We start from the raw sequence: 13313 nt of genomic DNA, 5'->3' as shown, positions 1-13313 counted from the left end.
ACTTCTCTTCGTGTCATTCCCTCTGGAGGACCGCATGACGACGACCTCGACCGCCCGTCCTGCCGCCGAACCGGCCGACCAGCCGACCGCCGGGCGGACCGACGAGCCGACCACCGCGCCGTCGGGCCCGCGGCGGCTCGAGCGCTCGGACCCGACGACCGGGCGGCCGGGGACGCCGGTGCGGTGCGCCGGGCCGGACGAGGTCGACGCGGCGGTGCGCGCCGCCGCCGCCGCGTGGCCCGCGTGGCGCGCGACGCCCCCCGGCGAGAGAGCCGGTGCGCTGCGCGAGGCCGCGCGCGCGGTCCGCGAGGCCGCCGACGAGCTCGGCGCGCTCCTGCGCGCGACGACCGGGCGCCTCGAGAACGAGGCGCGCGCGTCGGCCGAGGTCGCCGCCGAGCTGTTCGAGGAGGCGGCGGTCGCCGGGCTGGGGCGCGCGGGCCGCGTGCTCGCCGGGGACCCGGCGGCGCTCGACGTCGTGCGCCGCGAGCCGCGCGGCGTCGTCGCCGTGATCACGCCGTGGAACGACCCGTACCCGGCCGCCGCGGGGCTGATCGCCGCGGCGCTGGTCACGGGCAACGTCGTCGTCCACAAGCCGTCGGAGCGCAGCGACGCCCCGGGCGTGCGGCTCGCGGAGCTCGTGGCGAGCGCCCTGCCGGCCGACGTGCTGCGCGTCGTCAGCGGCGACGGTGCGACGGGCGAGGCGATCGTCGCGCACGACGACGTGGCGCTCGTCGCGCACGTCGGCTCCACGGCAGCGGGACGCCGGATCGCCGCCACCGCGGGGGCGCGCGGCGCGAAGGTCCTGCTGGAGAACGGCGGGAAGGACCCGATCGTGGTGGACGCCGGGGTCGACCCGGCGCTCGCGGCCCGGCAGATCGCGACGGGCGCGTTCACCAACGGGGGCCAGCTCTGCACGGCGGTCGAGCGCGCGTACGTCGTGGAGGACGTCGCGGACGCCGTCGTCGCGGAGCTCGCGCGCATCGCGCAGGACCTGCGCGTCGGCGACCCGGGCGACGACGCGACGACGATGGGGCCGCTCGTCGACGAGGACCAGCTCGCCGTCGTCGAGGAGCACGTGCGCGGCGCGGTCGCTGCGGGCGCCGAGGTGGTGACCGGCGCCGACCGGCTCGACCGGCCCGGGTCGTTCTACGCGCCCACGGTGCTCGACCGCTGCCCCGACGACGTCGCCCTCCTCACCGAGGAGACGTTCGGCCCGGTGGTGCCGGTCGTGCGGGTCGCGGACTTCGAGGAAGGGCTGCGCCGGGCGTCGGCGTCGGCGTACGGGCTCGCGGCGACCGTGCTCACGCCGTCGCTCGACCACGCCCTGCGCGCGGCCGACGCCCTCGACGTCGGGACGGTGAAGATCAACGCCGTGTTCGGCGGCGCACCGGGCGGGTCCGCGGACCCCCGCCGGGGGAGCGGCGGCGGTGCCGGGTACGGGCCGGACCTGCTCGACGAGCTCACCGTCCGCAAGGCGATCCACCTCGAAGGACTCGCCTGAGTCGTGCCGGGCGGCCCGGCCCGGCCGAACCCCGGGTGTCGAACCCCGGGTTGTGCGGCTCTCACCGGGCTGATGACCGCGTAACCCGGGGTTCGGCAGGTGACTTCGACGGACTGAGGCGTCAGCTGCTGGCCTCGATCGCCGTCGGGGTGGCGGAGTGGCTCACCTCGATGCGGCGCGGCTTCGCCTCCTCCGACACCGGGATGGTGAGGGTCAGGACGCCGTCGGCGTACGACGCGCCGATCTGGTCGAGCGCGAGCCCGCGGCCCAGCGTGACCTGCCGTGCGACGGTGCCGGTCGAGCGCTCGCGCAGCAGCCACTGGCCCTCGGCCGAACGGGGCGTCCGCTCGGCGCGGATCGTCAGCGTCCGGTCCTCGCACGAGACGTCGATGCTGCCGGGGTCGATGCCGGGCAGGTCCACGGCGAGGACGTAGTGGTCACCCTCGCGGAACAGGTCCATCGGCATCGCGGGGGCGTTCCGCGAGCTCAGGGCGAGCGAACCGAACAGACGGTCCATCTCCTGGAACGGGTCCCAGTAGGTAGCCATCGCGCATCACCTCCTCGACGAGGCCGCGCACCGCGACCTCGACCGCGATCAGTGCGCCGGGCCCTCCGGCGTCACCTGGCTACAGCACCACTATTAGCACTCGTGGGTGCCGAGTGCCAAGAGGTGTCGCCGGGGTTTTTCGGGAGCTCGTCAGGCGGGATCGCCGCTGCGGTACCCGTTGACCTTGTGCGTCCCGTCGCACCACGGAGGGATCGCCGTGCCGCCGCACCGGCACAGCGCGACGGTCGCCCGGTTCCGCTCGATCTCCTGCCCGTCGCCGTCCACGAGGCGCGCGGGGCCGCGCACGAGCAGGGGCCCGTCCGGGCACGCGGTGACCGTGACGTCGTCCTGCTCGGGGCGCGTCACGAGGCACCCCGCTCGGGAGCCGCCGGGCGGAGTGCGCGGACCGGGTGCGCCGCGCGGCGCAGCCGTGTCCCCGAGTAGGGGACGCCGCCGAGCGCCCACCACCCGAGCGCGAGCCACGCGCACAGCGCGCGCTCGACGACCCATGCGGGCGCCCACAGCGCGGCGGTGGCGGAGAAGACGGCCGTCCCGCCCGCGCGTCGTCGGCCCGCCTCCGCGAGCACGACGGCGGCCGTCACCAGCATGAGGACGGCGCCCCACCCCGCGGACCGGGTGCGGCCCCGGCTGCCGACGCCGACGAGCACGCCACCGACCAGCACCGGTGCCACGGCGAGCTCGACGGCGAGGCGCGCGGGCTGCGCGAGCGAGTCGTAGGCCTGGCGCACCCGCTGCTCGGCGAAACGGCGCGCGTCCGGCGGGCGGCGGGGGACCACGAGGTCGAGCGCGTGCACCACGCGTCCCCCGCGCGCGACCACGGTGCGCTCGAGCTCCAGGTTCTCGAACAGCACCCCGGCGTCGTAGCCCTCGGGGCCGACCGCGTCGCGCCGCAGCACCACCGTGCCGGAGTAGTCGTGGCCGAGCGCCCGGTTGACGAGCGACCGGGCCGTGTCCCAGCGCGCGTGCCACGGAGCGGGGTCGAACACGTTCTGCGGCACGACCAGGTCCACCTCGTCGAGCAGCCGGAGCGCGCGGTCCAGCGACGGGCCGTCCCACCGGACGTCGTCGTCCGCGACGACGACGCGCGGCTGGGCGGTCGCGGCGAGCCCGGCCAGGACCCCGACGACCTTCCCGTTGGTGCCGGGCGGGGCCGGCGGGACGGCCACCAGCCGCGCCGAACCTGCCCACGATGCCGCGTGCCGAGCCCGGACGTCCGGGGGCGAGCCGTCGGCGACGACGACCGGCAGCTCGGGCGCGAGGCGGAGCAGGTAGGAGGACAGCTCCGCGAGCTCGCCCTCGTCCACCGCGGAGCGCCGGATCGGGAGGAGGTACACCGCGTCACCCCTGGGCACGCACGGCCTCCCGGGGCTGTCGGGGCTCCGTCGCGAGCGGCGTGCGCAGCGCGGACAGGCCCTCCTGCCAGCGTTCCAGCGCGTACGCGGCGACGTCGCCCTCGACGGCGAGGCAGGCCGCCGCGCCGAGGAGGACGTCGTCGCACAGCGCCGGCTCCTGCTCGACGAGCCGGCCCGCGAGGTCGCGTGCCGCGATCTGCTCGTGGACCGCGTCCGCCTCGACGTGCTCGTCGAAATACCACGTGGTGCCCTCGTCGTGGCCGAGGCGCCGGAACCCGTTCCCGTACAGCCGGCTGGGCACGGACGACGTCATCTCGAACGCCGCGAGGTGCCCGACGATCGCCCCCCGCAGTCGACGGTGCAGGCCGAACAGCGACATCGTGTTGAGCGCGACGAGGACGACGGTGGGCACCGCGTCGACGTAGCGACCGTAGGTGTCGTCCAGCCCGACGCCGCGCATCGTGCGCGCGAACAGCTCGGCGTGCATGCGGCCGGGCCGTCCGCCGCCGTACTCGTCCGCCTGGATCTCGACGAGCGCCGCCTTCGGCGCGCCGGCGAGCCGCGGGACCGCCCACGTGTGCGGGTCGGCCTCCTTGAGCTGGTAGAGCGACTTCAGCGCGAGCAGCTCGCGCACCTGCTCGGCGTCGGCGCGCTTGGCGACGTAGCGCGACAGGCTTGGACCGTCGTCCTGCGCGGCGAGCTCGAAGAGCCGCCGGGCCACCGTCGCGGCGTCGGTCCCCGGGCAGCCCGGGCTGCCGGCGCGCTCGCGCACCGCCGCCTCGAACGGCCGCTCGATCGTCGCGCGCACGGCGAGCAGCGACGGCTCCCACTCCCACGCGTCGTCCACGCCGTCGACGCCCCGGTAGTGCAGCTCGTAAAGGACCATGAGCGTGAGCTGGAGGTCCTCGTCGTCGAGCACGTCACGGCCCGACGCCGCGCGGGCGAGCCGGTCGGCGACGGCGGCCCGGACCGCCTCGAGGCGCGCGTCCGGCGTGCCGTCCGGCGGGCCGTCCGGCGGGCCGGCCGTGAGCGCGGCGAGCAGCGCGGCGCTCGCCGGGCCGCGCGAGGCCGGGAGGGGCAGGCGCGCCGCAGCGTCGGTCACGGCGGCGTCGAGAGCGGCGGTGGCGTCGGTGCGTACCGGGGTCGAGGTCATCGAGGCGCTCCAGGGTCGCGGGAGAGGCGCCCCTGCTCGACACCACCGTCATCCTGTGCCCCGCGCGCGCTGCTCGCTCGCCGGGACGTGGGCCGCTCGGGACGTCACCGGGCCGCCGCGGGCGCGCGAAGGCCCGGGCGACCGTCGTCGCCCGGGCCTTCGCGGTGCTCAGCCCTCCTTGACCTGCGAGCGGACGTCCTGGGCGGCGTCGCGCCCGTGCTCGCCGACCGAGCGGGCCGCGTCCTTCGCGGAGTCCGCGACGGCCTGAGCGCTCTCCTTCGCCGGCTCCTTGAGGTCCTCGACCATCTCCGTGGCTGTCGACCTCACGTCGTCGACGAGCGGCGCGGCCTTCTCCTTGACGGTCGACGCCGCGCGCTGCTCCGCCCGGCTCGCCGGGATGAGCGAGGCCGCGACGAGGCCGAGGCCGAAGGCCACGAGGCCCACCGCGAGCGGGTTGCCCTGCGTCTGCTCGCGGACCGCCCGGGGCGCCGAGCGCGCGGTGTCGGCGACCGACGACGCGGCGCCGCGCGCGGAGTCCGCGACGGACGAGGCCGCTCCGCGACCGCGGTCAGCGAGGTCGTGCGTCGTGCCGCGCGCGGAGTCCGCGGTGTCGTGGGCGCTGCCCATGACGCGGTCCTTCACGGAGCCGACTCCCGACCTCACGCGGTCGACCTGACGCCGCGCCACGTTGCCGGGGCTGACCTTGTCGCCCAGCGCGTCGACGTCACGGCTCAGCTCGCTGCGCGTGCGCTCGATGTCGGCGCGGATCTCCTCCGGGTCGCTGGTGCTCATGAGTTCTTCTCCTCGTGTCCTCGGACGGCGTTGGGGATCTTCTTGATCGTGTCGGCGGTCTCGGGCATGCCCTCGACGGTCTTCAGCTCCTTGCGACCCATCGCGGCGAGGATCGCCGCGACCACGGCCCACAGGACCGCGACGACGAGCGCGGACCAGCCGCGGCCCATGACCGCACCGAGCGCCCACCAGAGGGCGATCGACAGGAACAGCAGGATCATGTGCCCCGCCACGCCCGCGCCGGCGAGCATGCCGGCGCCCTTCCCGGCGCGCTGCGCCGACTGCTTGGCCTCGGCCTTGGCGAGCTCGACCTCCTGCCGCATGAGCGTGGACAGGTCGCGGCTCACCTCGGCGACCAGCTCGCCGACGCTCTGCTGCTCGGGCGTGCGGAGCGGTTCCGTGCCCGGGACCGCGCCCGCGCCGAGGCCAGGGCCACCGGTCCCGAGGTCCGGCCCCGTGGTGGCCGCGTGCCGCGACGTGTTCGCCGCGGCGAAGGGGTCAGGTGCGCTCGACATCGGCCTCACCCCCGAGCGTGGAGGTCCCCGTGGCGCCGCCCGTGGGCGTCGGCGGGAACGACGGCGGCGGCGTCGGCTCCACGGCGCCCGGACGCTCCGGGTCCGGAACGAGCGGGTCGTCGTCGGCGTAGGCGCCCGTCCGCCCGGCGAGCGGGTCTCCGCTCGCCACGCCGCCCGTCGTCGACCCCGTGACGGCGGCCGAGCCGGTGCCGGTCGAGTAGCCGGCCCCCGTGGTGCCATAGCCCGCGGACTCGTAGCCCGTGGTGCCGTAGCCCGTGCTGCTGTAGGCCGTCGGCGCGCCCGTGGCGCCGTAGCCTCCGGTCCCGTAACCGGTCGACTCGGTGCCACCGCCGGAGCCGTCGTCGGATCCTGCGTCCTTCGCGCCCCGCAGGAGTCGGCCGACGATCAGGCCGGCACCCGCTGCGATCGCGATGAACATCCCGGGGCGCCGGCGCGCGAAGTCCTCGACCTCGCGCAGGACCGACGAGGGGTCACGGTCCTCGAACCAGTCGGCGACCCGACCGGTCGCGTCGCCCGCGCGCTGGACGAGGTCGGTCGCATAGCCGGGGTCCTGCGTGTTGTCGGCCATCTGCCGCAGCTCGTCGCCCAGGGTGCGCAGACCGCCCGCGAGGCGCTGCTGCTGCGAGGACGCCTGCGAGCTCAGCTCGTCGCGCGTCTGCTCGACGAGTCCGCGGGCACGGTCCTTCGCCTCGTGCGCGACGTCGCGCGCCTTCTCCTTCGCGTCCCCGGCGACCTCACGTCCGGCGTCGCCCGCGTGGGACGCCGCGTCGCCGACCCGGTCCTTGATCCCGGTCGCGTGCTTGCCCCCCGTGCCCCCGCCGTCGTCCGTCGTCGCGGAGCCCGGCGATCCGGGTCCGGAGCCGTAGGGAATCTGCGTGTCGCTCATGGTGGACTCCTGTCGTCGTCCCCGCCCGTGGTCGGGCGCTGGCACTGACGGCGGAGCACGAGACCGCAAGAGGGCTCGTGCGCCACCGGTGACGGCCTCTTGCTGGACCTGTTCCCTCACGGTAGGGCGGCTCGCCCCGCTCACAACTGGACGGGCCCGCTGCGTCCGACCGGTGCCCGATCGGCCCCCGACCACCGGTCGACGACCGCTGCGGTTGCGAGCGCCACGAGCCTTGCGACGGTGGACGTGGTCCAGCAGGAGGCCGTCGCACGCGCCGGGCCGCGGCTCGGCACCACGACCACGCACCGACGTCGGTGCGCCGGAGGAGCAGATCATGGCCACAGGAGAGACCGGGTTCGACGACGTCACGTTCGACCTCATCTCGGTGCAGTACCACTCGCTCAAGGCCGGGCACGACTACGGCCAGTACGTCCGCGACGCACGCAACGCGGGCAAGGAGGAGATCGCGTCCTTCTTCGAGAAGGTCATGCAGGAGGACTCGGAGCGCGCGCAGCAGTGCCACCGCTTCCTGGCGGAGCTGACGCAGCACGGCACGTCCGCCACCTCGCCCCAGGGCTCCCAGCAGGGCTGACGCCGACCACGGAGGGAGCCGTCATGGCTACCTGCGACATGTGCGGGAACGACTACGACCGCACCTTCACGATCACGCGGCACGACGGTTCGAGCGGCGTCTTCGACTCCTTCGAGTGCGCGGTGCACGCGATGGCGGTCCGGTGCGAGCACTGCGGCTGTGCGGTCCTGGGCCACGGCGTCGACGTCGGGGACCGGACCTTCTGCTGCAGCCACTGCGCGCGCGAGACCACCGGGGCGGACGTCACCGACAGCGTGAGCGGGTGATCCGACGGGGGCCGCGGTGCACGGCGCACCGCGGCCCCCGTCGTCGCGGCCGGTTGGCCGACCCGGCGGTGCGGTAGGGTCGCGGGCAGTCGACCCAGGAGTCCCGCATGCGCCTCGGAATCCCGAGCCCCGACCTCTCCTGGGCGTCTCTGAGCCTGGGCCCCCTGACGCTCCACGTCTACGCGCTCTGCCTGCTCGCGGGCATCGTCGCCGCGGTCTGGCTCACGTCACGACGACTCACCGAGCGCGGCGGCCACCCCGGCGCGGTGCTCGACATCACGCTGTGGGCGGTGCCGTTCGGGATCGTCGGCGCCCGGATCTACCACGTGCTCACGCACTACGGCGACTACTTCGGCTCGGGCCTGGACCCGCTGCGCGTGCTGTACGTGTGGGAGGGCGGCATCGCGATCCTGGGCTCGCTCCTGGGCGGGGCGCTCGGCGCCTGGATCGGGTGCCGGCGCGCCGGCATCCGCTTCTGGTCGTTCGCGGACGCGCTCGCCCCCGCGATGCTCCTGGCGCAGGCGATCGGACGGCTCGGCAACTGGTTCAACAACGAGCTCTTCGGCGCGGCCACGACGCTTCCGTGGGGGCTCGAGATCCCGGCGAGCAACCCCGCGTTCCCGGACGGACTACCGGCGGGCACGCTGTTCCATCCGCTGTTCCTGTACGAGCTGCTGTGGAACGTCCTGGGGATCGGGGTGATCCTTCTCCTCGAGAAGCGGTTCGGGCTGCGGTGGGGCAGGGCCTTCGGGGTCTACCTCGTCTGGTACGGGTCCGCCCGCGTGTGGCTCGAGGCCCTGCGCATCGACCCCACGAGCGTCACCCCGCTCGGCCTGCCCGCCAACATCTGGGGCGCGCTGCTCGCCGTCGCGCTGGGCGTCGCGATCGTCGTGGTCCGGGGTCGCCAGCACCCTGAGCCCGAGACGTCCGTGTACGTCCCCGGACGCGAGCCGGCGGAGCATGGCGCGTCGTCGACGACCCCGGCGGAGCCGGGCGGGTCGGCGGCGACCGACGCCGGGCCGCGACCCGCTCCCGTCGGAGACGGCCGCGCGCCCGGCGAGGATCCGCAGCCAGGGTAGAGGTCGACGACCCCGGGTCGTCTGCGTCAGTCGCCGTCGTCGCCCGACGCCTCGCCGCCCGAGCGCGGGTTGAGGTTCGCCGGGTCGGCGTCGGGGTCGCCCCCGCTGCCGGCGCCCTCGGCTCCCTCGCCCTCCCGCGGGTTCAGGGAGCGCGGGTCCGCGTCCGGGTCCTCGCTCGGGTCGTAGCCGCCGCCCTGCTGGTCGCTCTCGCTCATGCCGGCCTCCTCCGTCAGACGTCGTCGCGCGCCCTCGCGCGCGCCGGTCCGGTCACCGTCGCACGCGCCGCTGGCGCTCGCAGCCCTGGGGTGCCCGCGGGAGCGAACGCTCGTAACCTGGCGGGGGCGGTCGCCCTCGTGCGGCCGTCACGGCGTCGAGAACTGGCCCGCACCGGTCGCGCGGCACGAGCAGTGCCCGCGGACGCCAGGAGGTCCGGATGCCGACCGAGGAGAAGATGACGCTCGACGGGCTCCCGCGCCTGCGGAGCCTCGCGGAGGTCGCCGAGCTGGTCCGGGTGGTCGACCCGTTGTACGTCCGGTTCAGCGCCGGCCCCGAGGAGGACCGGCAGAGCGTGAGCCGTGACCACGAGAGCGGTTGCCTCCTGCCGGGACTGAGCGTCAACCCGATGAACCCCGAGCCGTGGTGGGACCGGCCGGTCGAGCACTGGGTGGCGCGGCAGCTCTGCCAGTACGCCCACCTCATGACGTCCGACCGCTTCCCGTGGCTCCTCACGGGCGAGGTCTCGGGCCGCGGTCCGGACTGCGAGCCGCTTCTCGTGCGGGTCGTGCCCGCCGCCTCGCTCGACCCCGGCGTGGTGGACGCGGCGCGGAACCTCTACCGCGAGGTGTTCGACGCCGGGGACGACGGCACCTGAGGCGACCACGCCCCGGCGCTTCCCGGGGCGCTCGAGGAGCTCGACGCTCCGCCGGTCGGGGGAGGCGAGCAGGATCGACGGCGACGAGACTGGGCGCGGAAGGAGCGATGCCCGTGGTCGAACCACCGCAGCCGGCGCGCCTCGCGCGCCTGCTCGCCCGGGTTGATCCGGGAGTTCCCCTCGCGAGCGGGCTGTGCGACGCGTGCGTGCAGCTCCTGGGTGCGACGGGCGGCGCGCTGACGCTCCTGCCGACCGCTTTCGAGCGGCTGAGCGCCACCACGTCCGACGAGACGACGCTCCGGCTCGAGGACCTGCAGGAAGTGCTCGGCGAAGGACCGGGCCGGCTGGCCTACGTCGAGAACCACGGCATCGAGCTGTCGTTCGCGAGCGACGCGGAGGGTCCGTCGGCGCTCTCGGTGTTCGCGTCGGCGGCCACGGCGACGGGGACGTCGGCGACCGTCGTCGCGGTGCCCATGCGCCTGGAGGGACGCCCGCTGGGGTCGCTGACGCTGTACCAGGACGCGGGCGACCCACCGATCGCCGACCACGAGGCGCAGCCGGTCGCCGACACGGCGTGCGCCGTGCTGCTCGGGTCCCGCGCCCCGCTCGAGCAGCAGTGGCCCGACCAGACGAGACGGCACCGCGCGATCGGGATGGTCATCGCCCAGCTGCGGGTCGGGCCCGACGACGCCCTGGCGGTCCTCCGTGCTCGCGCGCTGGCGCGCGCCTCCTCCCTGGGGTCCGTGATCGACGACGTCCTGGAGCGTCGCCTGAGCTTCGGGACGGCCACGAGCGCCTGAGCCTCCGGCACGTGCGCGGTCGTGGCCGCTAGGAGCTCTCCGTCGGCCGCTCCCGAGGTGGCCCGCCGTCGTCGTCGATCCGGGTGCTGGTCGAGTCCTGGCGGGGAGGCTGACGCACGACGTGCTCCCGGGCGAGCCCCGTCTCGCCGCGGCGGTCGGCCTCTCCGTACACCTGCTCGCCGGGCCCGGGCTCGGTCTCGACGTGCTCCATGGACACCACCTCGGGGTGGTGGAGGTCGAACGCCGGGGACTCCGAGCGGATGCGGGGCAGGGACTCGAAGTTGTGGCGTGGCGGCGGGCAGGACGTGGCCCACTCGAGGGAGCGGCCGTACCCCCACGGGTCGTCCACGGTGACCCTCGGTGCGTTGCGCCACGTGGTGTAGACGTTCCACAGGAACGGCAGGGTGGACGCGCCGAGGAGGAACGCTCCGACCGTCGAGACCTGGTGCTCCCAGGTGAAGCCGTCGTTCGGGGCGTAGTCGGCGTAGCGGCGTGGCATGCCCTCGACGCCCAGCCAGTGGTGGACGAGGAACGTCGTGTGGAAGCCGACGAAGAGCAGCCAGAAATGGATCGTGCCGAGTCGCTCGTCGAGCATCCGGCCGGTGAGCTTCGGCCACCAGAAGTAGAAGCCGGCGAACATCGCGAACACGACCGTGCCGAAGACGACGTAGTGGAAGTGCGCCACGACGAAGTAGGAGTCGTGGACCTGGAAGTCGAGGGCGGGGCTCGCCAGCACGATGCCCGTGAGGCCGCCGAACAGGAAGGTGACGAGGAAGCCGACCGCCCAGAGCATGGGCGTCTCGAACGTCAGCTTGCCTCGCCACATCGTGCCGATCCAGTTGAAGAACTTCACGCCCGTCGGGACGGCGATGAGCATCGTCATGAAGGCGAAGAACGGCAGCAGGACCGCGCCCGTGGCGAACATGTGGTGCGCCCACACGGTCATCGACAGACCCGCGATGGCGATGGTCGCGTAGACGATGCCCTTGTACCCGAAGAGGGGCTTGCGGCTGAACACCGGCAGGATCTCGGTGACGATCCCGAAGAACGGCAGCGCGATGACGTAGACCTCGGGGTGGCCGAAGAACCAGAACAGGTGCTGCCACAGCAGGGCTCCGCCGTTCTCGGGGTCGTAGATCTGCGCCCCGAGCCGACGGTCGGCGCCCAGGGCGAGCAGCGCGGCCGCCAGCACGGGGAACGCCATGAGCACGAGCAGGCTCGTGACGAGGGTGTTCCACGTGAACACCGGCATCCGGAACATCGTCATGCCCGGGGCGCGCATCGTGATGATCGTCGTGATGAAGTTGACGGCACCCAGGATGGTGCCGAACCCGGCGAGCGCCAGGCCGAAGACCCACAGGTCGCCGCCCACCCCCGGGCTGAACGGCTCGCGGGACAGCGGGGTGTACGCGGTCCACCCGAAGGACGCCGCGCCGTGGCTCGTGAAGAACCCGGCGACGGTGATGATCCCGCCGAAGAGGAACAGCCAGAACGAGAGCATGTTGAGCCGGGGGAAGGCGACGTCCGGCGCGCCGATCTGCAGGGGCATGAGCACGTTGGCGAACCCGGCGAACAGGGGGGTGGCGAACAGCAGCATCATGATCGTGCCGTGCATCGTGAACAGCTGGTTGTACTGCTCCTTGCTCTGCACGAGCTGGATCCCCGGCTCGAACAGCTCGGCGCGGATCACGAGCGCCATGAGCCCGCCGACGCAGAAGAAGAGGAACGAGGCGACGAGGTACATCCGACCGACGGTCTTGTGGTCGGTGGTCGTCACCCAGTGCAGCACGGCGCGGCCGAGACCAGGTCTTGGGGCGGCGGCGGGCCGGGTGGTCGTGGGGATGCCGGTGTCCAGCACGAGCGCCTCCGAGCGGTCCTCGGTCGGGGCGCGGCATCCTTCACGCGAGGGGCGACGGGTCGTCCCTGGTCCGAGTCTAGGACCGTGGCCCGCGACGCGCTCCGTCGCGCCTGGCCGCGCCCCGTGCACCGCCACGAGCGGCGTCCACCCCGCGGTCGGAGTACGGTTGAGGAGGGTCGAGGCGCGGCCCGTCGGAGCGACGACGGAGGCGCTGCGATGGCGATGGAGCTTTCGTGGGGACCCGACACCTCGACCACGGCCCGGGCCGACTCCCGTCCACGCACGCATCGATCGTGCGTTCGGGGTGTCACCTACTGCCTCGAAGGGCCGTGGGCTCTGCGAGGCGCTCTGGACCGGACGGCCCTGGAGTCGTTCTGCGCCGAGGTCGAGGCCATGGCTCGGCGCGTGCCGGGCTCGATCGTCGTCGACCTGTCGGGCGTGCGGTCCTGCGACGCGGCGGGGCTCGAGCTCCTGAGCCGGCTCGGACGCGCCGCGCGGCACCCGGTCGTGCTGCGCGGCGCACCGGCCTGCGTGCGAGAGGCGCTGGCCGGGGGGATCGTGCCGGCCGTGAGCGTCGAGCCCGACCCCGCCCACGACGCGACCGCCGACACCGGCGGACCGCTCAGAGGCTGCGGGCCGTGATGCTGCCCTGGGTGGTCGTCGCTCGGATCTCGAGGGTGGCCGCGCCGTCGTTCCGCAGGGCGTTGCTGACCCGGCCGTAGCTCGTGCCGGCGTCGAGGGAGGCGGACACGCCGGGGGCGGCGTCGACCGACACGTCGCCCAGCCGCGTGCTCAGGACGGGAGCTCCGCGCAGAGCCTCGGCGATGCGGATGTCGCCCTTCGTGGAGGTGCACGCTCTCGGCCTCGTCGAGCGTGATCGCGCCGTACGCGCTCTCCACCGTGACGTCGCCGAGCCGGCCGACGCCTCGCAGCTCGACGCTGCCGGTGACCTGTAAACGAGAGCCGGCGGGCAGCTGGAGCGTCACCTCGAGGGCTCCCGAGGGGCCGAAGGCGTCGTCCTGTGGCGGGGTCGCGACGTGGAGCGTCCCGTCGTGGAAC

Annotated in this window: 17 protein-coding genes; 7 read left to right on the top strand and 10 right to left on the bottom strand. The window is 74.4% G+C overall.

All coding sequences use genetic code 11. The annotated features are described in order from the left end of the window. The first annotated feature begins 34 nt into the window (after nucleotides 1–34). Nucleotides 35–1501, top strand: coding sequence for an aldehyde dehydrogenase family protein (locus tag V5D56_RS03270; protein WP_435737638.1), 1467 nt, complete (start codon nucleotides 35–37; stop codon nucleotides 1499–1501). 121 nt (nucleotides 1502–1622) lie between these two features. On the opposite strand, the gene V5D56_RS03265 is transcribed toward V5D56_RS03270, so the two are convergent. The 7 genes from V5D56_RS03265 to V5D56_RS03235 all read right to left on the bottom strand — a co-directional run bounded on the left by V5D56_RS03265 (nucleotide 1623) and on the right by V5D56_RS03235 (nucleotide 6788). After that, a complete protein-coding gene (locus tag V5D56_RS03265; RefSeq protein ID WP_435737637.1) occupies nucleotides 1623–2048 on the bottom strand; it encodes an Hsp20/alpha crystallin family protein in 426 nt (141 codons plus the stop codon). Between the two features lie 150 nt (nucleotides 2049–2198). Then, complete coding sequence (locus tag V5D56_RS03260; protein WP_435737636.1) at nucleotides 2199–2414, bottom strand: CDGSH iron-sulfur domain-containing protein; 216 nt, start codon at nucleotides 2412–2414, stop codon at nucleotides 2199–2201. After that, nucleotides 2411–3421 (bottom strand): glycosyltransferase, encoded by a 1011-nt coding sequence (locus V5D56_RS03255; protein WP_435737635.1) that lies wholly within the window; start codon nucleotides 3419–3421, stop codon nucleotides 2411–2413. The genes V5D56_RS03260 and V5D56_RS03255 overlap by 4 nt, the downstream gene beginning before the upstream one ends. Next, nucleotides 3408–4574 carry an iron-containing redox enzyme family protein gene (locus V5D56_RS03250; RefSeq protein WP_435737634.1) on the bottom strand — a complete coding sequence of 389 codons (1167 nt, stop codon included), beginning with the start codon at nucleotides 4572–4574 and terminating at the stop codon, nucleotides 3408–3410. Before V5D56_RS03250 ends, V5D56_RS03255 begins: the two co-directional genes overlap by 14 nt. A 168-nt stretch (nucleotides 4575–4742) precedes the next feature. Then, complete coding sequence (locus tag V5D56_RS03245; RefSeq protein WP_435737633.1) at nucleotides 4743–5366, bottom strand: DUF3618 domain-containing protein; 624 nt, start codon at nucleotides 5364–5366, stop codon at nucleotides 4743–4745. Continuing rightward, entirely contained in the window at nucleotides 5363–5881 is a 519-nt protein-coding gene (locus V5D56_RS03240; RefSeq protein WP_435737632.1) for a phage holin family protein, read from the bottom strand. Before V5D56_RS03240 ends, V5D56_RS03245 begins: the two co-directional genes overlap by 4 nt. Further along, the gene (locus tag V5D56_RS03235) at nucleotides 5865–6788 is read right to left on the bottom strand and encodes a hypothetical protein (RefSeq protein ID WP_435737631.1); all 924 of its coding nucleotides are present in this window, start codon (nucleotides 6786–6788) and stop codon (nucleotides 5865–5867) included. The genes V5D56_RS03240 and V5D56_RS03235 overlap by 17 nt, the downstream gene beginning before the upstream one ends. A gap of 334 nt (nucleotides 6789–7122) precedes the next feature. On the opposite strand from V5D56_RS03235, the gene V5D56_RS03230 reads away from it, so the two are divergent. The 3 genes from V5D56_RS03230 to lgt all read left to right on the top strand — a co-directional run bounded on the left by V5D56_RS03230 (nucleotide 7123) and on the right by lgt (nucleotide 8725). Continuing rightward, nucleotides 7123–7380, top strand: coding sequence for an acyl carrier protein (locus V5D56_RS03230; protein ID WP_251152845.1), 258 nt, complete (start codon nucleotides 7123–7125; stop codon nucleotides 7378–7380). A 23-nt stretch (nucleotides 7381–7403) separates the two neighbouring features. Then, nucleotides 7404–7646 carry a hypothetical protein gene (locus V5D56_RS03225; RefSeq protein WP_435737630.1) on the top strand — a complete coding sequence of 81 codons (243 nt, stop codon included), beginning with the start codon at nucleotides 7404–7406 and terminating at the stop codon, nucleotides 7644–7646. A gap of 107 nt (nucleotides 7647–7753) precedes the next feature. Next, nucleotides 7754–8725: a prolipoprotein diacylglyceryl transferase gene (gene lgt / locus V5D56_RS03220; protein ID WP_435737629.1), complete on the top strand. Its 972-nt coding sequence runs from the start codon at nucleotides 7754–7756 to the stop codon at nucleotides 8723–8725. 26 nt (nucleotides 8726–8751) lie between these two features. Here lgt and V5D56_RS03215 read toward each other — a convergent pair whose 3' ends face one another. After that, nucleotides 8752–8940, bottom strand: a complete 189-nt coding sequence (locus tag V5D56_RS03215) for a hypothetical protein (RefSeq protein ID WP_435737628.1) — start codon at nucleotides 8938–8940, stop codon at nucleotides 8752–8754. Between the two features lie 218 nt (nucleotides 8941–9158). On the opposite strand from V5D56_RS03215, the gene V5D56_RS03210 reads away from it, so the two are divergent. Together V5D56_RS03210 and V5D56_RS03205 are read left to right on the top strand one after the other, a co-directional pair. After that, nucleotides 9159–9596, top strand: coding sequence for a DUF6098 family protein (locus V5D56_RS03210; protein ID WP_435737627.1), 438 nt, complete (start codon nucleotides 9159–9161; stop codon nucleotides 9594–9596). 113 nt (nucleotides 9597–9709) lie between these two features. Continuing rightward, on the top strand, nucleotides 9710–10396 hold the full coding sequence (locus tag V5D56_RS03205; protein WP_435737626.1) for a hypothetical protein: 687 nt from the start codon (nucleotides 9710–9712) through the stop codon (nucleotides 10394–10396). 28 nt (nucleotides 10397–10424) lie between these two features. On the opposite strand, the gene ctaD is transcribed toward V5D56_RS03205, so the two are convergent. Further along, on the bottom strand, nucleotides 10425–12239 hold the full coding sequence (gene ctaD / locus V5D56_RS03200) for an aa3-type cytochrome oxidase subunit I (RefSeq protein WP_435738941.1): 1815 nt from the start codon (nucleotides 12237–12239) through the stop codon (nucleotides 10425–10427). Between the two features lie 231 nt (nucleotides 12240–12470). On the opposite strand from ctaD, the gene V5D56_RS03195 reads away from it, so the two are divergent. Continuing rightward, a complete protein-coding gene (locus V5D56_RS03195) occupies nucleotides 12471–12896 on the top strand; it encodes an STAS domain-containing protein (RefSeq protein WP_435737625.1) in 426 nt (141 codons plus the stop codon). Here V5D56_RS03195 and V5D56_RS03190 read toward each other — a convergent pair. Next, nucleotides 12877–13029 carry a hypothetical protein gene (locus tag V5D56_RS03190; RefSeq protein WP_435737624.1) on the bottom strand — a complete coding sequence of 51 codons (153 nt, stop codon included), beginning with the start codon at nucleotides 13027–13029 and terminating at the stop codon, nucleotides 12877–12879. The genes V5D56_RS03195 and V5D56_RS03190 overlap by 20 nt on opposite strands. Nucleotides 13030–13313 lie beyond the last annotated feature (284 nt).

This window comes from Cellulosimicrobium sp. PMB13 (assembly GCF_051294865.1).
Classification (GTDB): Bacteria; Actinomycetota; Actinomycetes; order Actinomycetales; family Cellulomonadaceae; genus Cellulosimicrobium.
This window is presented reverse-complemented; position numbering and strand designations above follow the sequence as displayed.

Bases quoted from the DNA above. Each gene is read 5' to 3' on its own strand.
- V5D56_RS03270 (WP_435737638.1), top strand. From the start codon at position 35: ATGACGACGACCTCGACCGCCCGTCCTGCCGCCGAACCGGCCGACCAG.
- V5D56_RS03265 (WP_435737637.1), bottom strand. From the start codon at position 2,048: ATGGCTACCTACTGGGACCCGTTCCAGGAGATGGACCGTCTGTTCGGT.
- V5D56_RS03250 (WP_435737634.1), bottom strand. From the start codon at position 4,574: ATGACCTCGACCCCGGTACGCACCGACGCCACCGCCGCTCTCGACGCC.
- V5D56_RS03245 (WP_435737633.1), bottom strand. From the start codon at position 5,366: ATGAGCACCAGCGACCCGGAGGAGATCCGCGCCGACATCGAGCGCACG.
- V5D56_RS03240 (WP_435737632.1), bottom strand. From the start codon at position 5,881: ATGTCGAGCGCACCTGACCCCTTCGCCGCGGCGAACACGTCGCGGCAC.
- V5D56_RS03235 (WP_435737631.1), bottom strand. From the start codon at position 6,788: ATGAGCGACACGCAGATTCCCTACGGCTCCGGACCCGGATCGCCGGGC.
- V5D56_RS03230 (WP_251152845.1), top strand. From the start codon at position 7,123: ATGGCCACAGGAGAGACCGGGTTCGACGACGTCACGTTCGACCTCATC.
- V5D56_RS03225 (WP_435737630.1), top strand. From the start codon at position 7,404: ATGGCTACCTGCGACATGTGCGGGAACGACTACGACCGCACCTTCACG.
- lgt (WP_435737629.1), top strand. From the start codon at position 7,754: ATGCGCCTCGGAATCCCGAGCCCCGACCTCTCCTGGGCGTCTCTGAGC.
- V5D56_RS03215 (WP_435737628.1), bottom strand. From the start codon at position 8,940: ATGAGCGAGAGCGACCAGCAGGGCGGCGGCTACGACCCGAGCGAGGAC.
- V5D56_RS03210 (WP_435737627.1), top strand. From the start codon at position 9,159: ATGCCGACCGAGGAGAAGATGACGCTCGACGGGCTCCCGCGCCTGCGG.
- V5D56_RS03195 (WP_435737625.1), top strand. From the start codon at position 12,471: ATGGCGATGGAGCTTTCGTGGGGACCCGACACCTCGACCACGGCCCGG.